Raw genomic sequence first — 21727 nt, 5'->3', positions numbered from 1 at the left:
CTATACTTTCTTCTTTGTCCGGCGTATATGCAGCTTAGTCGATAATCCATTGGCTATACTTAAGATAAACTTGTCCTATACATAGCATAAAGCTATATTTGAGTACATCAAAAACAATCCGACGTTGAGCATCCTTAAAATAGACGGCGTAACTAAACGCTACAGTAACCATACCGCCCTCGATAATGTGAGCTTCGAGATTCCAAAAGGCTGTATTTTTGGTTTGCTGGGGCCAAACGGTGCCGGTAAAACCTCCCTTATCCGAATTATTACCCAAATAACCGGAGCCGACAGCGGCGAAGTATACTTTAAAGGCGAACGGTTAAAACCAAGCCACATAAAGGATATTGGTTACCTGCCCGAAGAGCGTGGTCTTTATAAAAAGATGAAGGTAGGAGAGCAGCTGCTATACTTGGCGCAACTTAAAGGTTTAAGCAAAGACGAAGCCAAGACTAGAATTAAAGAGTGGGTGGATAGATTTGAGATAAGAGAGTGGCTAGGAAAGAACATTGAGGACCTCTCGAAAGGAATGCAACAGAAAGTACAGTTTATCGCCACTGTGATGCACGAGCCGTCTTTAATTATACTTGATGAACCTTTCTCCGGCTTCGACCCCATCAATGCCAACTTGATTAAGGATGAGATTCTGAGACTGCGTGACCGTGGCGCCACCATCATTTTCTCGACGCACCGCATGGAATCTGTAGAGGAACTTTGCGATTACATTGCTTTGATAAACCGTGCGCACAAAGTGCTGGATGGCCCCGTAAAAGAAATAAAGGATGCCTACAAAACCGATACGTTTCAGATAATAGGCAACGGTCAGCTTATGATCACTTCTCCTGATTTTGAAGTGCTGGAGCAACACGACACCCACGGTGTTTTCAGGGCAAACGTTAAGTTGCTGAACGAAACAAAACCTAACGACCTGCTGGCCTACCTCATCAAGCGCGTAGAGGTACACTCCTTTGTAGAACTGGTGCCAAGTATAAATGATATCTTCATCCGAAAAGTAACCGAAACCCATCATGCATAAAATCTGGCTAATAATACAGCGTGAGTACCTGACCCGTGTGCGTAAGAAAAGCTTCATTATCATGACGCTGCTTACCCCGCTGTTGCTGGCTGCCTTTATGGTAATTCCTGCGTGGCTGGTAACGATATCCGATAGTGCCGAAACCGTAATGGTATTAGACCAAAGCGGTTTGTTTGCCGATAAGCTGGAAGACAAAAAAGACCTGAAATACCTGCCACTGGCGGGTTCTTTGGATCAGGCTAAAACTGTATACCGCGAAACCGATAACACTGCTCTGCTCTATATCCCAAAGGAGTTTGACATCAATAAACCTGAGGGTGTAGTAATTTACTCTAAAAAGAACACCAGCCTGCAAACACAGGTGCGGTTAGAGAATGCGCTGGAGAAAGAGATAGAGAACCAACGTTTTGTAGCCTCGGGTATGGACCGCAGCACCCTGGAAAAGATGAAAGCCAATATTTCGCTTACAGCTGTAAGCATCAGCGATGAAGGCGAAAAAGATAATAATGCCGTTGTTACCTCTATTGCAGGAGTGGCCGGTGCGGTTATTATATACTTTTTCATCTTTTTGTATGGTGTGCAAATCATGCGTGGTGTAATTGAGGAAAAGACAAACCGTATTATTGAGGTGATGATCTCTTCGGTTAAACCGTTTCAGCTGATGATGGGCAAAGTAGTTGGCATTGCTGCTGTGGGCTTAACGCAGTTCCTGCTCTGGATCGTGCTCTCGCTGATAGTTGTAGGAGGTGTACAGTCGGCATTTGGGGTAAAGCCGCCACCAACACCGATAGAGCAAATGGCCAGTGGCCGTGATGCGGCTTATGGCGAAGAGTTAGACGCTGAGGCACAGGCACAGGAGGATAATAAAGCCGCCAAAATGGTGAGTGAAGGTATGACGGCATTCTCGAACCTTCCTATTGCGCTTATACTTGGTTGCTTCCTGTTTTACTTTTTAGGAGGATACCTGCTATACGGCTCCTTGTTCGGTGCCATAGGTGCCGCCGTGGATAACGAGACGGACACCCAGCAATTCATGTTCCCGATCACAATCCCACTGATCATCTCCTTTATCATGTCTTATACGTTGGTGTTGAAGAACCCTGATGGGCCAGTAGCATTCTGGATGTCGATTATCCCGTTAACCTCTCCGATTGTGATGATGGTGCGTGTGCCTTTTGGGGTGCCTGCCTGGGAGTTACTGCTATCAATGGCGCTGCTGGTACTGGGCTTTATATTTACCACCTGGATTGCGTCGCGCATTTACCGTGTAGGTATTCTGATGTACGGTAAAAAGATAAATTACAAAGAACTATCGAAATGGCTGTTTTATAGAGTATAGCCACAAGTATAAAAGTATAGAAAGCCGGTGCTCTACAGTACCGGCTTTTTTGTATCTTGAAGTATAAACCACACCCTGATGAAAAAGATAAAACCTGCACTAATCCTGTTTTTGATGATGACAACGCTAACAGCATTTGCGCAAAAAGACAAGCCGGCTTATCAGCTGTTTACCAAAAGCGGCAAAAGTATAAAGTATAGTAAAATGCTGGATGAGTTGAAGGAAGCGGATGTGGTGCTGTTTGGAGAGCAGCACAACGACCCGATTGCACACTGGTTACAGCTGGAAGTGGCAAAAGACCTGCATAAAAGACACGGGCAGAACTTTGCCTTAGGTGCTGAAATGTTTGAATCTGATGTACAGCTGGTACTAAACGAGTATCTATCAGGGCAGGTGCCTGAAAGCAATTTTGAACAGGAGTCGCGTATCTGGACCAACTACAAAACCGATTATAAGCCGTTGGTGCGCTATGCAAAAGATAACAAGCTGCCCTTTATTGCCACCAACGTGCCCCGCCGCTATGCTGCTGCAGTTTCTGCTGGTAGCTTAACCGCGTTGGATAACATGTCATTAGAAGCTAAAAAGTATATTGCCCCACTTCCGGTAAAAGTAGATATGGAGTTGCACGGGTATAAAAACATGCTGGCCATGTTCGGAAACAGCACCCACGGCAATACCAAAAGCCAGAACATTGTACAGGCACAAGCATTAAAAGATGCCACCATGGCGCATTTTATACTTGGTCAGGTTAATGCTGGTAAAAAGGTACTGCACTTCAACGGAGCATATCACTCTGATAATTTTGAAGGCATTGGCTGGTACCTGAAGCAAAGCAAACCGCAGTTAAAAATGCTCACCATTACCACAGTGTTGCAGGAAGATCTGGAAAAGCTATTGGATGAGCATAAAAACAAAGCTGATTTTATACTTGTAGTACCGGCAAGTATGACGAGAACGTACTGAGATGAAGCTGTTGCCGAAAACTATGGTACATAACTTAAATGAGTAATTATGCGTAATTTTTATAATTATTTGTATTTTATTAAACAAGTATAGTACTATATTTATCACATCTATCTGCTATGAATAAGCTATACTTACTCCTCAGCTTATTAATAATACTCACTGGCTGTAGCAAAGAATCTGGTACTCCTGCTCCTTCTCAGGAGAAGTATGTACAGTCCGTTACGGCTTACATGCATTACCTAAATGGACAAAGAGTCAAGTGGAGCAGCGAAAGTTACACTCCTGAGGGGCTAATCAGTAAAAAGGAGTATCGCGGGGACAAGCGCGTGGAAGAGCCATGTTTCTGTAAGGTTACTGAGGTTAACACCTATGAGAACGAGGTGCTGAAGGAGCGAACAGTTCAGAAAATGTTTGACAACTCCTTTACCAAATATACCTACTCTTACAGCAATAACCGTCTGGTTGAGATGAAGGAGTATGTCAACTCGGAGTACAGCGGCACTTATAAATACGAATATGATGGGGCCAATCATCCCTCCCGTATGCTGCACTATGTCGCTGATTTAACTGAGCCTTATCTTACCTACACTTACACCTATAACGGAGCTGGAAGGGTGGTTGAGGAAAACTCCGTTTATTTCAACGGCGTAGGTAACACAATTAAGCGGGAATACGATGAGCTTGGCAATCTATCCAGAGAAACCAGTGAAAAAATGGGAGGGGGTTATCTATACGTCCGTCATGTATCCTACTACACCTATGATGCCAAGGGGAGAATTTCAGAGCGTGAGTTCTCCACGTACACAGATAGGGAGTTTCAGAAATGGGTTTACCATTATGGTGATGATAAGCAGCCGGGAAGTAAAGGCAGATTATATTCTGTAGACGTATATGAAGCTACCACACCAGACGGCAGAGAATATGAGCTGAAGGGGGTACTTCGATATGAATACACATTTCTATGAGGATAAGTTAACACATTTGCTAATCTTAAAAAAACAGCAAAACCCGACTATATAGCCGGGCTTTGCCTATTCTAAAGAGAAAGAAGGTTTCTGTTATGCTGAGAACGAGCTGCCACAACCACAGGTACTTGAAGCCTGAGGGTTGTTAAAGACAAAACCACGTGCGTTCAAACCATCCTGGAAATCAACCTCCATGCCAAGCACATACATGGCATGCTTCTTATCCATGATCAGGTCAACGCCTTCCAGTTTGAAGATCTCGTCAGAATCTTTTGCCTTGTCAAAGCCCAGCAGGTAAGACATGCCAGAGCAGCCGCCGCCTTGCACACCAACGCGCAAACCATATTCTGCTGGTACGTTCTTTTCTTGCATTATATTTTTAACCTCAGCTAAAGCTCTTTCCGTCAGAGTGATAGGTGCAGTTTTAGTTTCTGTTGCCATAGTATAAGCTATTCTTTATTTGTAGCCACAAACTTAAGCATTTCTTCTTAAATATGCTTGTGGCAAACTGTTCTAATAAGTAAACAGGTAAAGCGTATAAATGATTCATGGGTATTAGATTAATTTTTTGCGATATTTATAGCTTAACTAGGAACAGATATGGAAGAAGCAACCATCTTAATTATAGAACTTTTAAAAATAGCATTACCTGCACTGATCGTGGCGGGAGCCATGTATTACCTTGTAAAAAAACACTATGAGCGCGATTATAAGCTACGATTACTGGACCTGCGGAAGAAGAACTCTGATACTGTTTTGCCGATCAGATTGCAGGCTTACGAAAGAGTAGTGCTGTTGCTGGAGCGCATCACGCCAAGTAATATGCTGCTGCGTGTTGGCGCCGCCGGTCAGACAGCCGCTGAATATCACCGTTTGCTTTTAGCCGAGATCCGTAATGAGTTTAACCACAACATGTCGCAGCAGGTGTACATGACGGAGCAAGCCTGGCAGCAGGTAAAACACGCTCGCGAAGAAGTAGTAAACCTGATAAACAAAACATATCGCGAACTGCCCGAAAATGCCCGAGGCACTGATCTGGCTAAGAAAATTCTGGAAACTATTCTTGCCGCTGAAAGCGACCCTACCGCACGTGCCATTAGTTTTGTAAAGCAGGAGATAGGGCAGGTGTTCTAAAGCATACTTTAAAGTATAAAAGAAGGGCCGCAGCTATACTTAGTTGCGGCCCTTTTTCTTGTTAGCTCTAATACAGAATTCTGAACTTGATGGTGTGCGGCACTTTCTTTAGGTCGCTTACAACCTGCTTGTCGTACACTTTATCTATGTCCGTAATCACGTAGCCGATCTGCTCATTGGTTTTAAGATATTGGCCAAGTATATTTACCTCATTTCTGGCTAAGGCATTGTTGATGTTGGCAAGCACACCTGGTACGTTAGTGTGTATATGTATAAGGCGATGCGCGTTTTTGAGCTCCGGCAATTGTATGTTCGGGAAGTTAACGCTTTGGTAAGTGTTACCGGTGTTAATGTATTGAATAATGCGGTTCGGTACGAAGCGGGCAATGTTTTCCTGGGCCTCGGTAGTGCTGCCCCCAATGTGCGGTGTAAGTATAACATTAGGTAAATCACGCAGTTCATTTATAAACTCCTCGTTGTTCGTGGCGGGCTCGTAAGGAAAAACATCAACGGCAGCACCACCAAGTTTACCCGATTTTAAAGCCCCTACCAGCGCCGGAATCTCCACCACATGGCCCCGGCTCAGGTTCAGGAAAATGGCACCGGGTTTCATGGCGTCGAATTCTGCCTTTCCAAATATATTCGTGTTGCTCTTGCTGCCATCAACGTGCAGCGTCACAAAGTCGGCTAATTGTAGCAGTTCCTGCAGCGATTCGCATTTGCGGGCATTGCCCAGTTGTAGTTTCTCCACCACATCGTAATAGTATACCTGCATTCCTACTGCCTCGGCCAGCACCGACAGCTGTGAACCAATATTACCATAACCCACTATGCCCAGTTTTTTATCCCGCACTTCTATACTTCCTGTAGCAGACTTATCCCAGGTGCCCTGGTGCATTTTTATACTTTTATCAAAGATCCTGCGCGAGAGCATAATGATCTCGCCAAGTGCCAGCTCTACTACACTTCGGGTATTGCTGAATGGGGCATTAAAAACAGTTATACCGGCTTTAAGGCAAGCGTCCAGGTCTATCTGGTTAGTACCGATGCAAAAGGCTCCGATGGTCATCAGGCGGTTGGCATGCTCCAGTACTTTGGCCGTTACCTGTGTTTTAGACCTGATCCCAAGTATAGATACATTCCTGATCTGCTCGCAAAGCTCATCCTCGCTTAAAGCGCCATGTACAGTTTCTATCTGGTAACCCTCTTTCCCGAAAAGCTCTAAAGCATTAGGGTGTACATTCTCGAGTAGCAGTACTTTAATGCGGTTTTTGGGATACGAGATTGTCATGGGGAGCTTGTTCTGATACAGAAACTCATCCATAGTGGGGGCCACGTGCTCTGCTTTTTCTACTACTTTGTCGCGCACCACGTTTTCGGTAAAGGCGTAAAAGCGGTTGGCAAGGCCTGCTTCTTTTATCTCGTAGTCGGTGTAGCCATCTCCCAGTACATATACATCTCCGCTTAGGTTAAGCTTATCCAGCAGCTTTATTTTTCCCTTGTCCTGGCACAACACATTATCTGTATCATACCCAACAATATTACCCTGCTTATCGAAGGTAAAAGTGTTGGCGTGCACATTCTCCTCTTTTATACCATATGGCGATACAATTGGAAGTATAAACTCTTTAAACCCACTTGATACAATTAAGACCTGGTCTGCAAACTCCTCAAAAAAAGCCTTGTTGCGATGAATGGAGTCGGATACTTTTTCCTGAAGTATAGCGATGAGCTCCTGCAAATGAGTACGGTTTGCCTTGAGTAAGTCCAGGCGTTTGGTCAAACCTTCCGAAAAAGAACTGCTCCCGTTCATGGCGCTGTTGGTCAGGTTCTTAATTTCCTGCAGTATATCTTCTTTGTTGGGCTCGTTGCGCAGCGATATTTCTCCTAGCTCATCCAAGGCCTCTACTTTGGTAAAGGTGCTGTCGAAGTCAAGTATAAAGTATTTGTCTTTGTTCATAGTGCGGGTGTAAGGCAAAGTATGATACGAGCCATTATGGCGGTATAGCTAAATATAAGTATAAAAAAACCGGTTGCTTACGCAGCAACCGGTTTTTTTTAAGCAAATAAGCTGATAATTAGAGTAATGCCAGCTGTTCGTTTATTATTTTCTGATAAAACTCCTCGTATTGGGGCACAATCTTGGCAATGTCAAAATCTCTGGCTCTATCCAGGGCATTTGCTTTAAAGCGAGACAGGTTTGCATCGTCCAGTATGATCAGGGCGTTTTGCACCATCTCGTCTACGGCACCAACAGGGCTTGTAAATCCGGTTGTGCCATTAATATTTAATTCTGGTATACCACCTGCGTTAGAGGATATGACTGGTACTTCGCAGGCCATTGCCTCCAGGGCGGCCAAGCCAAAGCTTTCTTTTTCAGATGGCATCAGGAACAGGTCGGCAATCGAAAGAACCTCCTCAACAGCATCCAGTTTACCAAGGAAACGAACGTCGTTGCAGATTTGCAGCTCACGGCAAAGTTTTTCCATTTTAGGACGCTCCGGGCCATCGCCTACCAGCAACAGTTTACTAGGCATCTTTTGGCGCACTTGAGCAAATATCTGTATTACATCCTCTACACGCTTCACCGACCTGAAGTTGGATGTATGAACCAGCAGCTTTTCATCGTTCGGGCTAATGGCCATCCGGAAGTGCTCTTTTTTCTGGCGCCGGAATTTTTCGAGGTTAATAAAGTTGGGAATAACCGCTATGTCTTTCTCTATCTGGAAGTATTCGTACGTTTCGGTGCGCAGGCTGTCAGATACGGCAGTTACTCCATCCGACTGGTTTATACTAAACGTTACCACTGGCTCAAAAGAGGCATCCTTGCCTACCAGCGTAATGTCGGTACCATGCAGTGTTGTAATTATAGGAATACTAATACCTTTTGTTTTTAGAATCTGCTTGGCCATATAAGCGGCTGATGCATGAGGTATGGCGTAATGCACGTGCAGTACATCCAATTTCTCAAACTGCACAATATCTACCATTTTGCTGGCTAGTGCCAGTTCGTAAGGCGGATATTGGAAGAGCGGGTAAGTAGGAATGTATACTTCGTGGTAAAACAGGTTCTCGTTAAACACATCGAGGCGGGCAGGCTGGCTGTATGTAATAAAATGAACCTTATGGCCTTTTAAAGCAAGCTCTTTGCCCAGTTCTGTGGCTACCACACCGCTACCGCCAAAGGTAGGGTAACAAACTATTCCGATTCTCATAGTTATGCGTGCTGTGTAAATAACAAGTGCAGCCAAGTTAAATGGCTGCACCTGCTAAACTACATAATATCTTTTATGTTTTAGGAATTATCGCTTTATATATCACATCGTGTATACGGGTGCGAATATTATAAGTAACCAGTTTGTTGTTTCCTCCGTCAGGGTATACCCTGTTAGACAGGAAGATGTAGATCAGGTTATTCTCTGGGTCTACCCAGGCGCCTGTACCTGTAAAACCGGTATGGCCAAAAGTGCTAAGCGATGCCATGCTAGATGTAGGTCCTCCGCTTTCCGGCTCTGGCTTATCCCAGCCAAGGCCGCGGCGACTGTTCTTAAATTGCTTTTTAGAGAACTCCGGTACCACATCGGTATTGAAATACTTATGGCCACCGTAGCTACCGTTCTGCAGGTTCATTTGCAAAAGTATGGCCAGGTCGTTGGCATTGGAGAACAAACCGGCATGGCCTGCCACACCGCCCAGCATAGCCGCTCCCTGGTCGTGTACGCTACCCCAAAGTAGATTGTGACGGAAATATTTGTCATCCTCAGTCGGTGCTATTTTCTCTTGCGGGTGCTTTAGTAATGGCTTATACGTCATAGTACTTAAACCAAGCGGCGCGTAGAAGTTCTGGTCCATGAACTCATCTAAAGCCTGGTTTAGCATACGTTCTGCCAGTCGCTTCAGCACATAGAAATCAAGGTCGCTATACTTGTAGTCGTAGCCTTTGCCATCTTTGCGTGGCGGCAGCATCTTCGATTTTACCGTCCACGTCCACAACGAATCTTCCATACTTTTAATAGAGTAAAAGCCTGGCACTACTTCATTCGGGTAGATATCATTTTGGCGGCTAGCGTAGAACATCTTCTTGGTTTCTACTGATTTAAGCGTGTTCTGCCATGCCGGCAAGCCTGCCTGTAAACCTGCCTGGTGTGCCAGCACATCGCGCAACACAATGTTCTGCTTGTTAGTGCCTTTCAGTTCAGGTAGGTAAGTAGCTACTTTTGCATCGAGGTTGATCTTGCCCTGATCTTTCAGGAACATGATTGCCTGCAGCGTAGCGGCAACTTTGGTGATAGAGGCCACATCGTAAACTGTGCTGTTTGTAACCGGCCTGGTTTTATCATAAGTATAATGCCCGTACGATTTATTGAAGATCACGGTGCCATCTTTTACTACTAGTACCTGCGCACCAGGGGTAGCTGCATAAGCAATAGCTTCACGGGCAACATTATCGATCTGGTCCAGCACCTTAGAGTCCATGCCAACACTTTCCGGAACGCCATACTTCAGGCGGCCCAGTGGTACTGTGGTGACGCCAGTGCCAGCTTTAAATTTAGCAGATGCTGTTACAGGCAATTTGCCGCTTGCTGGTCTTGCTCCAAAAAGTACCTGTGGCACCAGCGACTGGGCAACCGGGTGGTCTTCGTAGCCGCACAGCAGCCAGTTGGTTTTCTCGAAGTGCTTTAAACTGTAGGCATTGCCCATTACAGCTACAATCACTTTTTTATCGGTGCGCTCCTGCAAGTATTGGATAAAGGCTCTGGTGCCCAGGCCGATGCCATAATCTTTGGCAGGGGTAGAGTTCATGTTATGGATACTTACTACCACCACATTGTTATCCTTTAACTTTGGTATTAACCTGGCAAAAGCAGAATCCGGGGCAAAACGATCGGATATAGCATACTTGTTTACAGGAGCATAATAACCCAGTGTTTCCTGGAATTTATTTATCTCCGTTACGCCCACAGCCACTGAAGCGATGCGCAGCGTATCCAGCGTGCGGAGGGGCAACAGGTTGTCCTTGTTCTGTACCAGCGTAACCGCATGGTTATAAAGTTGTTCCTGTACTACAGAGCTTATGGGTCTCTCCATTTCTTCTGAAAGGTTATCCAGCGAAACAGGTTTTGGGTTATTTAAGCCGGCCCAGTACTTGGTATGCAATATTTTACGCACGTGATGGTCTACTTCGGCCTGTGTTAGCTGGCCGGTTGCAATGGCGCCCTTAATCTTTTTAATGGCCATTGGCACGTCCTCAGGAAACAAAAGCACATCGTTGCCGGCCATTAGGGCTTTCAGGTCTACCTCGCCAGGCTTGTAATATCTGCTTACGCCTTTCATGTTCAGGGCATCAGTAAACACCAGGCCTCTATACTTCATTTTTTCCTGAAGCAGGCCTGTTACAAGCGGTTTTGATAAGGTAGTAGCCAGGTTGCGGGTGCTGTCTATTTTAGGCATGTACAGGTGCGCTACCATAACACCCATTACACCGGCCTCAAAAGACTTATGAAAAGGATAGAGCTCTACTTCAGTCAGGCGCTTTATGTCGTGCGGTACAATAGGCAGGGCATGATGAGAATCGGTGTCGGTGTCGCCGTGGCCGGGGAAGTGTTTGGCAACGGCTACTACACCATGGTCCTGCAAGCCTCTGATGTAGGCTATGCCGCGGCGGCTAACTTCTTCTTTAGACTCTCCGAAAGATCGGTTTCCGATTACAGGGTTTTTTGAGTTTACGTTTACATCCAGCACAGGCGAGAAGCTTACGTTAACACCCAGGCGCTTCATCTTAAGTGCTATCTCTCGGCCCATCAGGTAAACGTACTTTTCGTCGTTCATGGCGCCCAGCGTCATCTGGCGGGCAAACTGTATGGTACTGTCCAGGCGCATGCCCAGGCCCCACTCGGCATCCATGGCTACCAGCATGGGTACTTTGGCCTGGCGCTGGTAACGGTTAGTAAGCTTTGCCTGGCGCATAGGTCCGCCTTGCATAAACATAACACCACCAATACCATAGCGGCTTACAAGAGTGTCTATTTCGCGAAAATGCTTTTCGGTTTTGTTTGAGTAGGCGGCCACCATAAACAGCTGCCCAATGCGTTGTTCGGGAGTAAGAGAAATCATAACGCTATCAACCCAGCTTTGCTCTTTGGAATTCACAACAATGTTGTCTGACGACTTTAAAGACATCAGTGGTCCCATTCCGAGAAAAACTAAAATCAATAACCCTAAGCTAAAACTCTTCAACATCCGCAGTACTATTTATTAATTGGAACAAGTAAAAATTAAGCCTAATTTTGCATAGACGGTTCAGAAAAAACAGGCTACTAATCAGATGCATTGCCGCAGGCAAAATGCTGATCGGGAAGAGAGGATTGCCAAAATGCCAGCCTGAAGCTTTCGTGGCACCAAGAGTAGCTGCCTATTTATGCTAACGCCACCAGCCCCTTCACCGATACAAGAATTAATTTCTTTTTTTAGGAATTAATCAATCATCGTACCTATTTAGCAAATTCAGAACACCTGAAATGAATCAGTCTGTAAATTAGTAATAATTTTAATACTGAATAAGTTCTGTTTTTACATTTAAATAAAAGCAAAAACTTAGCCGGGTTGCTGTAAATAGCTGAATTTTAGTAAAAAAATATAGTAAAAGAGTATATTAACTACCGGATGCCAGATATCATACATTTATTGCCTGATTTCCTTGCCAACCAGATTGCCGCCGGCGAAGTGGTGCAACGCCCGGCTTCGGTTGTAAAAGAACTGCTCGAAAATGCCATCGATGCCAAGGCCTCAAGTATACAGCTGATTGTGAAGGAGGCCGGTAAGCAGCTTATCCAGATAGTAGACAATGGCACAGGAATGTCTGAAACTGATGCCCGCATGTGTTTCGAACGTCATGCCACTTCCAAGATCAGCACGACAGAAGACCTTTTCAAGATCCGGACGATGGGTTTCAGGGGAGAAGCTATGGCCTCTATTGCTGCTGTGGCCCAGGTAGAGATGAAGACAAAAAGTAAAGGCTCTGAAACGGGTACAAGGCTGCTGATAGAGGGGTCAGCCATTGTGCTGCAAGAGCCTGTTGCCACCCCGGAGGGTACGTCTATTGCTGTTAAGAATCTTTTTTATAATGTGCCTGCCCGCCGTAATTTCTTGAAAACGAATGCGGTAGAAATGCGCCATGTGCTCGATGAATTTCAAAGAGTGGCATTGGCTTACCCGGAGGTGGCCTTTAGCCTATACCACAACGATGTGGAGGTGTTTAACCTGCCGGCAACCAAACTTAGCCAGCGCATTGTTGGCATACTGGGCAGCAACTACAAAGAACAAATGGCTTACTGCGAGGAGGATACTTCGTTTTTGAGCGTGCGGGGCTACATTGGTAAACCCGAGCATGCCAAGAAAAGCCGTGGCGAGCAATTCTTTTTCGTGAACAACCGTTTTGTAAAAAGCGGTTACCTGAACCATGCTGTGATGACTGCCTTTGAAGGACTTTTGCCTAAAGACAGCCACCCGTTTTATGTGCTGTTTATAGAGTTGGAGCCTGAAAAGATCGACATCAATGTGCACCCTACTAAAACGGAGATCAAGTTCGAAGACGAAAAAACGGTTTATGCCATTGTACATGCAGCGGTAAAAAAAGCACTGGGTACTTATAATATTGCGCCATCATTGGATTTTGACGGTGACGTAAACTTTGCGCCTTTGCAACCTATTCGTGTGCAGGGCGGCTTTAATGAGTTTGATACCGAAAGCAGACCAGCATCTGGAGGGGGAGGCAGTACCGCTTTTCCGGGTTTTACCCCGCCTGCATCGGCCAGAAGGGCCACTTCCAAAGGTTGGGAGCAATTGTATGAGCCTATGCGTGAGCAGCCGGCACAGGAAGAACGTATGAGCTCCGCCTCGTCAGGAATGGGCTTGCTGGATGACGCCTTTGCAGCAGAATCGATAGGAGCAGGAGCATCAAACAAAGCCATACAGATACATCAGAAGTATTTGCTGGTGCAGGTAAAGTCAGGGATGATGATTGTGGACCAGCAAGCAGCACAGGAACGTATACTCTACGAAAAGTATAGTAACTCGCTTCAGAAAAAGACAGGTGCTTCGCAGGCATTGCTGTTTCCACAGACCATAGAATTATCGCCGGCAGATGCCATACTTGTAAAAGAGCTTGCTGCTGAGTTTAAGGCTATGGGTTTCCAGTTTGAGGATTTTGGAGGCAACACCATTATACTTAACGGCATACCTGCCGATGTGCACGCAGCAAACGAAAAAGAGTTGTTGGAAGAGCTGGTTGAGCAGTACAAAAACAATTCGGCTACGTTAAAGCTTGATAGAAGTGAAAATCTGGCCCGTGCCATGGCCAGGCGACTGGCATCGCGCTCACTGGCACGTATGTCGGATCTGGAAATGAATTCGCTCGTAGATAAACTTTTTGCCTGCCAGGTGCCAAACTATACGCCAGGCGGACAGAAAACGTTGGTTATTATGGAGCTAAACCAGCTGCACGAGCTCTTCTTGAAAGGTTAGTTTAATTGCTAGATTGTTGATTGTTTAATTGTTGTTTCCGGATATTTGCCTGAATTTACAACACTACTATTGATCTAAAGTATAAGCTTTGAGCGCTGAAAGTTCAGGAGCTATACTTCCAAAACAAAAAATCGCATGTTCAATATCACCCCTATGGTCAGGAACCTCCTGATCATCAACGTGGTCATCTTTATACTTCAGGACAGGCTGTTCTCTACGGGGCAGTTTGCCTTGTACCACTTTAGTTCAGAATACTTCCAGCCCGTACAGCTGTTTACGCACATGTTTTTGCATGGCGGCTGGGCACACGTGTTCAGCAACATGTTCAGCTTGTTTATTTTTGGGCCAATGCTGGAGCGTTTCTGGGGACCCCAGCGCTTTCTGGCCTTTTATCTGATTACAGGTTTAGGCGCCAGCTTGCTTTACTCTGGCGTACGGGCTTATGAGCTTAGCGAGGTACGCGAAGATGCCGCCAAATACATAGAAAGCCCATCGCCAATGGCGTTCTACAATTACCTGGAAAATCACTTTGAAGGAAGATACCAGCGCCAGTTTGTTGTAGAGTACAGACGCAATCCGGATAACCAGACGTATATCGAGGAAAGCAAGAGCGCTGTAAGAGAAGTATACAATGTTTTGGAGAATACACCTATGTTAGGTGCATCAGGAGCCGTGTTTGGTATTCTGATGGCTTTTGGTTTACTATTCCCGAACCTGGAGCTAATGCTGCTCTTCTTCCCAGTACCTATTAAAGCGAAATACTTTGTGTTACTCTATGGTGCCTACGAGTTATATGCCGGGTTTAACCGCATGCCCGGCGATAACGTAGCACACTTTGCACACCTTGGCGGTATGCTGTTCGCGTATATACTCGTAAAGATGTGGCAACGCAGCGATTACCAGGACAACTACTAACGAATAATGAGCATTCTAGAAGATATAAAACACTCTTTTAAGCAGCCGAACAACACACTTAAGCAGCTCATCCTGATTAATGTGATCGTGTTTGTGGTGCTGATCGTTACGCGTACTATTCTGATACTGACAGGCGGATCAGGTGTTTATAATATGCTGATGCGCTTTATTGCGCTCAACTCCGATCCATTTATTTTTATTACCCGCCCCTGGACGCTGATCACCTATTTTTTCACACATGAGGGGTTTCTGCACATCATCTTCAATATGCTTAACTTGTACTGGTTTGGGCAGTTGATTAGAGAATACCTGGGAGAGCGCAAGCTGCTGAGTTTATACTTGTTAGGTGGTATTGCAGGCGGTGCGCTGTACATGCTTAGCTACAACTTAATTCCATACTTTGCCGACAGGGCTGCTTTCTCGTTCATGATTGGGGCCTCTGCGAGTGTGCTGGCTATTGTGGTGGCTGCAGCCTCGCTGCTGCCTAACTATACTTTCAACCTTATTCTGATCGGGCCGATACGCATAAAGTATATTGCTGCGGTATTGGTATTGCTTTCTATCTCGGGAGCAGTTGGAGATAACGCAGGTGGTAACATTGCCCACTTAGGGGGAGCACTAATTGGCTGGATCTTTATAAAGCAGTTACAACGCGGCAATGATATGGGACGCCCTATACTTGCGATAACAGATTTTTTTGCAAGCTTATTTAAGAGCAGACCAAAACTTAAAGTAACGCACCGCACCAGCAACCCTTTCTCCAATGGCCGCAGCACTACTACCGCTACCCAGCCTGTAGGCAAACCAAGCCAGAAAGAAATAGACCTTATCCTTGATAAGATATCCAGCTCCGGGTATGAAAGTTTGTCTAAAGAGGAGAAGCAAAAGCTGTTTCAGGCTAGCCAGAAGGAGTAGGGAAGACCTCGCAGTGTGCGCAGCTCCTGCAAGTGTCTGGGAAGAACCAAAAGCTAGTTCTAATCAGAGCTGGCTTTTGGTTTTTGCATAAGTATCCAACCACTCCTGCCGCTCCTTATCCAAGGCAGGGATCTCTGACATTACTCTAGTAAAAGTATGGGTTTCATTGTTGCGGCCATCGCGCGGACAGGTCGCGAACTGTCCCTACAGGATACATTATAGTTACTATTGTGATGGCAGAAGAAGCCGTAGTAGCAGGCTCCCCTCCTTGGATAAGGAGGGGCAGGGGTGGTTGGGCCCGGGGCTGCAGATAATCTCTATAATCAATCTAATCCCCTTAATCTCCGATCAATAAAAAACGGCGCTCCGTTTCCGAAGCGCCGCTCTTAAATCAATAAGTATACTTTGTAAATTAAGCTTTGGCAGCGTTGATGTTGTCAAGTGCTTCCATTACTTCTTTTACGTGTCCGCGAGATGTCTCAAGCAGTTGCTTCTCATCTTCGTTCAGGTCAAGCTCAATAATTCTTTCGATACCGTTCTTGCCAAGTATAACTGGTACGCCCAGGTATACGCCGTCGATGCCGTACTCGCCTTCCAGCTTCACGCAAACCGGGAATACACGACGCTGGTCACGAACGATAGCTTCTACCATCTGGGCAGCTGCTGAACCCGGTGCATACCAAGCAGAAGTACCCATCAGTTTCACTAGTTCGCCACCACCGTTCTTGGTGCGGTCAACAATAGCGTTCAATGTTTCTTCGTCGATAAGTTCTGTTACCGGGATACCGCCAACTGTAGTGTAGCGCGGAAGCGGAACCATAGTATCGCCGTGGCCACCCATCAGTACAGCCTGGATGTCTTTTGGAGATACGTTCAGGGCCTCAGCCAAGAATGCTCTGTAACGGGCCGTATCCAGGATACCAGCCATACCCATTACTCTTGTGCGTGGCAGCTTAGAAGTAATGTGTGCAGCGTATGTCATCACGTCAAGTGGGTTAGAAACTACGATGATGATCGCATCAGGAGAGTGCTTAACAATGTTCTCAGTTACTGATGTTACGATGCCCGCGTTAGTAGAAATAAGGTCGTCGCGGGTCATGCCTGGCTTACGTGGCAAACCAGAAGTGATTACCACTACATCAGAACCAGCAGTTTTGCTGTAATCGTTGGTCACACCTACAGTGCGTGTGTCGTATAGGTTGATAGGGGCTTTCTGCCAGATATCAAGCGCTTTGCCCTCAGCAAAACCTTCTTTAATATCCACTAAAACTACTTCGTTCGCGATTTCGCGGTAAGCAAGCACATCGGCACATGTTGCACCTACGTTACCAGCTCCAACTACAGTTACTTTCATTATCGGATATACTTTATGTTAGTTTGAGAATTCGGTTAACTCCCGTAAAATTAGGAAAATCTATTATTAAAACCGTTGGTTTTCGGACAAAAGACTATGTGACAAAGGACAAAAGATTTCTCATACACCATTTAGTCCTTTGTCTTTTGTCAAACAGTCTTTTGTCAAGAAGCCGAAGGCTTCGCCTGCACGCTTATTTCCACCACCCGTTCCGTCTTATCAGTTACCTTAAAGCGGTTATCCAGGCGCTGGTTCACGATCCAGGCAATCGACTGGTCGGATACTAATACCAATGTTTGGGGTTTAAGGTTGGCTGGTACCTTCTTATCGATTAAAAAATCGCTTACTTTTTTCTTGCCATTCATACCAAGTGGTACAAACCAGTCGCCTTCCTGCCAGCTGCGCAGCTTTAGCGGGAATTTAAGCTGGTCTGCATCCAGGGCGGCCACATGCGGTTTGGTGTTCAGTTTATACTTGTCAGCCTCTGCATACTTTATCTTAAATACCAGGTTGCCTGCCTCTGCTTCTGTGTCACCCTGGTTAATAAGTATACTTCCGAAGCTGCTAAGGTTGCGGGGTGTAATCACCAGCTGGTCGCGGTCTTTTACCAACGTATGGGTCGGTGAGTCGAATTGCTTACCCGAGATACCATCCAATGCATCAACTAACTCCAAAACTACAGTGTAGCTAAAACTAAACGGACGAAGCAGTTCATGCAGTACCACCGGCAGGCCTGTGGCATTTTGCAGCGGCACCAGCGATATATACCATGCATTTTCGGCTTCTTTTATACTTTGTGCACGCAGATCATCAATGTACGCGGCTACTATACGTTCGGCATGGCTTACGCGCTCAGCGGTTTGCTGCATGGTTTCTTCCAGGCTCGGGTTTATCTCCTTTAAAACCGGAATTACCTCGTGCCTTATTTTGTTACGCTGGTACTTGGTGGTTTCGTTAGAGGAGTCTTCGCGCCAGATAAGTTTACGACTTGTAACCAGGTCATAAATATCATCTTTAGTAACTGTAAGCATTGGGCGGATGATATTGTCGTTTTTAGCCGGGATGCCGTGCAGGCCTGCTATACCGGTGCCTTTGGTAAGGTGCAGCAATATGGTTTCAGTCAGGTCGTTGCTGTGGTGGGCCGTGGCGATATAATCGTAGCCCTCCTGCTGGCGCACTTGTTCAAACCACTCGTAGCGTAGCGTGCGGGCAGCCATCTGTATCGAAAGCTTTTCCTGCTCGGCAAAGGCGCGGGTGTTAAAGTTTTCGGTAAAAAACGGCACATCATACTGCTTGGCAAGCTTTTTGGCGAAGAGTTGGTCGGCTTCTGCGTCCTCGGCGCGTAGTCCGAAATTGCAGTGGGCAACGGCAAATTCATACTTTAGCTGGTGCAGCACTTCGCAGAGTACCACCGAATCGATGCCACCGCTAACGGCCGCTAAAATTTTACTGTCGGGCTGGCAAAGATTTTGCGCTTGTATAAAACCTGAAACTTTCTGTAGCATAAAGCAGCGGCTGGTAAATTTTTTATAATTTTGAAGTATAAATTAGACGAAAGACTGTTAGATGAAAGGCGAAAGAAATAAGTCCTTTGTCTCAGCGTCCTTTGTCCTTTGTCAAGAATCTAAATGAAGTATACAAAAATACTGTTTTCTATTGTCTTTACGCTGCTTTCGGTGGTGGTTTTCGGACAGAGTCAGCTAAAAAGGGCTCCAGGGACAAAACCGCAGGCTCCTAAACAACAGCAGCAGCCAAAGCCACAGCAACAAGGCGATAAAGTAGAACTGCAGAGTGCCGATTCGCTGGTAGGCGGAGTTTTTAACGGGCAGCGCATTGATAAACTGATCGGCAACGTGAAGTTTAAGCAGCGAGACGCCGTGCTGTTTGCAGACTCGGTTTACCAGTACAAAGAGCGAAATTTTCTGGAGGCATTTGGCAATGTGCGCATTAACCAGGCCGATACTGTAACCATGCGCAGCGATCGTGCCATCTATGACGGCAATAGCAGAATAGCAAAAATGGTAGGGAACGTGGTGATGAATGACCCGCGCATGACGCTTACCACACCAAGTATGGACTACAACCTGAACGAGAAAACAGCCTCGTACACAGAGGGCGGCGTTATTGTAGACCCTGAGAACCGCCTGGAAAGCCGACGGGGTACGTATGATACCCGATCTAAAATGTATACTTTTCAGCAGGATGTAAAAGTAGCTACTCAGGATTATAAAATTACGGCTCAGAACCTACGCTATAACACACTAAGCAAAATCGTGTACTTTCAGGGGCCAACCTTTATCCGGGGACAGCAGGGCGATCTGTATGCTGAAGAAGGTACATACAATACGATAACCAAGGTCTCAAACTTTGGGCGAAACGCTTATATCCTCACAAAAGAGTATAGGCTGGGTGGCGACAAGCTATACTATAACCAGAATACCGGCTATGGCTTTGCCGAGAAAAACGTATCGCTCCGATCTTTAAAAGATGATGTAACTATTAGAGGACAGGTAGGCCGCTATTGGCGCGACAGAGGCGAGGCCAAAGTATACGGCAGCCCTGTAATGGAATCTATACTTGATAAGGATACTTTATACTTGTCGGCAGATACGCTTTACTCCAGGGAGGCAAGTGCCGGCAGGACAAAAAGTATGCTCTTTGCCTATCCTAATGTAAAGATTTTTAAAAAAGACCTGCAGGGTAAAGCCGACTCACTAAGCTACAATCGCACCGACTCTGTGATGCACTTTAACCGTAAACCTGTGCTCTGGAGCGAAAACAGCCAGCTGGTATCCGATACTATTCATGTGCAGCTGCGCAACAAGACCATCGACAGGATGTACATGTACAGCAATGCCTTTATCGCTTCTGAGGATTCCATCAAAAATTATAACCAGGTAAAAGGCCGCAACATGGTGGCATACTTCCAGGAAGGCAACATAAGAAGGGTGAACGTGAACGGCAATGGCGAGAGCTTATACTTTGCCCTTGAGGGCGATACTGCCTTAACCGGCATGAACAAAGCTATCTGCAGTAATATGGTTTTAAAGTTTGCAGAAAATAAACTGAAGACAATCTCGTTTCTGGTACAGCCGGATGCAAGTTTTATCCCGCCGCATGAGTTGCCGGAATCGGAAAGACAGCTGGAGGGCTTTACCTGGATGGCAGATTTAAGGCCCACAAAGAAAGATGTGTTTGCTGTACGGGTGCCTGAAAAGAAAAAGGTCACAACTCCGGTAAAAAAAGCGCCGGCCTCAAAACCCTCAAAAAAAGGAGCTAATAAACCTGCTGTTAAAACAGAGCCGCTTAAAAAGAATAAATAACTTACGCTTACTCAGGCAATACCTGGCCTGATATTTCAGTTTTGTAAATCACATAGATATTGTATAATTTTGCCCGTTCATGAATAGAGGCTTTTTACATACCGTCGTAATAGTAGGCTTGTTGCTAGTTATAAGTGGCTGCAGCAATTTTCAGAAGCTTTTAAAGAGCGACGACGTTGACAAGAAATACAAGGCTGCCCTCGAGTACCACCAGAAAGAGGACTACTACCGCGCCAACCAGTTGCTGGAGCAGGTATCGCCATTGCTTACTGGCAGCGAGCAAGCCGAGCAGGCAAAATTTTACCTGGCAGATACATACTATGAACTTGGTGATTACCTGCTAGCCGATTTCCATTTCAGATCATTTTACCAGACATACCCACGCAGTCCGCTAGCAGAGCAGGCAATGTATAACCAAGCACTTTCGTTGTACAACCAGTCGCCGAGCTTTGAGCAGGACCAGACAGCTACTATCACAGCTATTGAAGCACTTCAGGAGTTTTTAGTTCGTTATCCGAACACGGATCGCCAGGCTGAGGCTAATGAGTTGATTGAAGAACTGCTGGTGAAGCTGGATAGAAAGGCTTTCGATAACGCCCACTTATACTATAAGCTTCGCTACTGGAAATCAGCAGTGGTGGCATTTGATAACTTTCAGAAAGAGCATGCTTCATCGCCGTATAGTGAGGAGGCAGCTTATTTAAAAGTAGATGCTCAATATCGTTTTGCTCTGGAAAGTATACCGAGCAAGCAGGAAGAGCGCTTTCAGCAGGCAGTAGAGTATTATCAGAGCTTTATCGATCAGTATCCTGACAGCAAGTTTACCCGTAATGCCCTGCAGGTGTACGAAAACACACTGGCAGAACTGGAAAAGGTTAAAAAAATAAATCAAGCACAAGCAAATTCTTAAGTATAAAATATATGGCATCAGTTCCATCAACAATCGTTACGCGCAACATGGCCGACTTTGCAGAGCAAACCGGTAACGTTTACATGTCTGTGTCTATTATTTCTAAAAGAGCGAACCAGGTTGCAGTTAAGATAAAGGAAGAGTTGAACTCTAAACTGGCTGAATTTGCAACAACCGTAGATAACCTGGAGGAAGTATTCGAGAACCGCGAGCAGATCGAGATCTCTAAATACTACGAGCGTTTACCAAAGCCTACCAGTCTTGCTATCGAGGAGTTCCTGGAAGGAAAAGTATACTTCCGTACACCAGACGAGGAAACTTCAGAGGAAATTTCCCTGTAATACGGG

17 protein-coding genes are annotated in these 21727 nt (G+C 45.7%); 11 read left to right on the top strand and 6 right to left on the bottom strand.

Going from position 1 to position 21727, the window contains the following annotated elements:
* Positions 1-124: 124 nt before the first annotated feature.
* The 4 genes from K0O23_RS05015 to K0O23_RS05000 all read left to right on the top strand — a co-directional run bounded on the left by K0O23_RS05015 (position 125) and on the right by K0O23_RS05000 (position 4306).
* A complete protein-coding gene (locus tag K0O23_RS05015) occupies positions 125-1036 on the top strand; it encodes an ABC transporter ATP-binding protein (protein ID WP_219876302.1) in 912 nt (303 codons plus the stop codon).
* Positions 1029-2375, top strand: a complete 1347-nt coding sequence (locus K0O23_RS05010) for an ABC transporter permease (protein ID WP_219876301.1) — start codon at positions 1029-1031, stop codon at positions 2373-2375. The genes K0O23_RS05015 and K0O23_RS05010 overlap by 8 nt, the downstream gene beginning before the upstream one ends.
* A gap of 78 nt (positions 2376-2453) precedes the next feature.
* A complete protein-coding gene (locus K0O23_RS05005) occupies positions 2454-3338 on the top strand; it encodes a ChaN family lipoprotein (protein ID WP_219876300.1) in 885 nt (294 codons plus the stop codon).
* 119 nt (positions 3339-3457) lie between these two features.
* Positions 3458-4306, top strand: a complete 849-nt coding sequence (locus K0O23_RS05000) for a hypothetical protein (RefSeq protein ID WP_219876299.1) — start codon at positions 3458-3460, stop codon at positions 4304-4306.
* Between the two features lie 93 nt (positions 4307-4399).
* On the opposite strand, the gene K0O23_RS04995 is transcribed toward K0O23_RS05000, so the two are convergent.
* A complete protein-coding gene (locus K0O23_RS04995) occupies positions 4400-4747 on the bottom strand; it encodes a HesB/IscA family protein (protein WP_219876298.1) in 348 nt (115 codons plus the stop codon).
* 159 nt (positions 4748-4906) lie between these two features.
* Here K0O23_RS04995 and K0O23_RS04990 point away from each other — a divergent pair, with 159 nt between their 5' ends.
* Positions 4907-5440, top strand: coding sequence for a DUF7935 family protein (locus tag K0O23_RS04990; RefSeq protein ID WP_219876297.1), 534 nt, complete (start codon positions 4907-4909; stop codon positions 5438-5440).
* Positions 5441-5507: 67 nt separating this feature from the next.
* Here the strand turns inward: K0O23_RS04990 and serA are convergent, their stop codons facing one another.
* The 3 genes from serA to K0O23_RS04975 all read right to left on the bottom strand — a co-directional run bounded on the left by serA (position 5508) and on the right by K0O23_RS04975 (position 11632).
* The gene (gene serA / locus K0O23_RS04985; RefSeq protein ID WP_219876296.1) at positions 5508-7400 is read right to left on the bottom strand and encodes a phosphoglycerate dehydrogenase; all 1893 of its coding nucleotides are present in this window, start codon (positions 7398-7400) and stop codon (positions 5508-5510) included.
* 118 nt (positions 7401-7518) lie between these two features.
* A complete protein-coding gene (gene bshA, locus K0O23_RS04980; RefSeq protein ID WP_219876295.1) occupies positions 7519-8655 on the bottom strand; it encodes an N-acetyl-alpha-D-glucosaminyl L-malate synthase BshA in 1137 nt (378 codons plus the stop codon).
* Positions 8656-8728: 73 nt separating this feature from the next.
* Positions 8729-11632 (bottom strand): glycoside hydrolase family 3 N-terminal domain-containing protein, encoded by a 2904-nt coding sequence (locus tag K0O23_RS04975; protein ID WP_219876294.1) that lies wholly within the window; start codon positions 11630-11632, stop codon positions 8729-8731.
* 471 nt (positions 11633-12103) lie between these two features.
* On the opposite strand from K0O23_RS04975, the gene mutL reads away from it, so the two are divergent.
* The 3 genes from mutL (at position 12104) to K0O23_RS04960 (ending at position 15793) form a co-directional block, all read left to right on the top strand.
* Positions 12104-13963: a DNA mismatch repair endonuclease MutL gene (gene mutL, locus K0O23_RS04970; protein WP_219876293.1), complete on the top strand. Its 1860-nt coding sequence runs from the start codon at positions 12104-12106 to the stop codon at positions 13961-13963.
* A gap of 135 nt (positions 13964-14098) precedes the next feature.
* Positions 14099-14878 (top strand): rhomboid family intramembrane serine protease, encoded by a 780-nt coding sequence (locus K0O23_RS04965; RefSeq protein WP_219876292.1) that lies wholly within the window; start codon positions 14099-14101, stop codon positions 14876-14878.
* Between the two features lie 6 nt (positions 14879-14884).
* Positions 14885-15793 carry a rhomboid family protein gene (locus K0O23_RS04960; protein ID WP_219876291.1) on the top strand — a complete coding sequence of 303 codons (909 nt, stop codon included), beginning with the start codon at positions 14885-14887 and terminating at the stop codon, positions 15791-15793.
* Between the two features lie 412 nt (positions 15794-16205).
* Here K0O23_RS04960 and mdh read toward each other — a convergent pair whose 3' ends face one another.
* Both mdh and tilS read right to left on the bottom strand, forming a co-directional pair.
* A complete protein-coding gene (gene mdh / locus K0O23_RS04955; protein ID WP_219876290.1) occupies positions 16206-17147 on the bottom strand; it encodes a malate dehydrogenase in 942 nt (313 codons plus the stop codon).
* A 164-nt stretch (positions 17148-17311) separates the two neighbouring features.
* Positions 17312-18652: a tRNA lysidine(34) synthetase TilS gene (gene tilS, locus K0O23_RS04950; protein WP_219876289.1), complete on the bottom strand. Its 1341-nt coding sequence runs from the start codon at positions 18650-18652 to the stop codon at positions 17312-17314.
* A gap of 123 nt (positions 18653-18775) precedes the next feature.
* Here tilS and K0O23_RS04945 point away from each other — a divergent pair, with 123 nt between their 5' ends.
* The 3 genes from K0O23_RS04945 to K0O23_RS04935 all read left to right on the top strand — a co-directional run bounded on the left by K0O23_RS04945 (position 18776) and on the right by K0O23_RS04935 (position 21721).
* Positions 18776-20470 carry an OstA-like protein gene (locus K0O23_RS04945; protein ID WP_219876288.1) on the top strand — a complete coding sequence of 565 codons (1695 nt, stop codon included), beginning with the start codon at positions 18776-18778 and terminating at the stop codon, positions 20468-20470.
* A gap of 79 nt (positions 20471-20549) precedes the next feature.
* Complete coding sequence (locus tag K0O23_RS04940) at positions 20550-21380, top strand: outer membrane protein assembly factor BamD (RefSeq protein WP_246596938.1); 831 nt, start codon at positions 20550-20552, stop codon at positions 21378-21380.
* Between the two features lie 11 nt (positions 21381-21391).
* The gene (locus K0O23_RS04935; RefSeq protein ID WP_219876287.1) at positions 21392-21721 is read left to right on the top strand and encodes a DNA-directed RNA polymerase subunit omega; all 330 of its coding nucleotides are present in this window, start codon (positions 21392-21394) and stop codon (positions 21719-21721) included.
* The last annotated feature ends 6 nt before the right edge of the window (positions 21722-21727 follow it).

Source organism: Pontibacter aydingkolensis (genome assembly GCF_019443125.1).
Classification (GTDB): Bacteria; Bacteroidota; Bacteroidia; order Cytophagales; family Hymenobacteraceae; genus Pontibacter; species Pontibacter aydingkolensis.
This window is presented reverse-complemented; position numbering and strand designations above follow the sequence as displayed.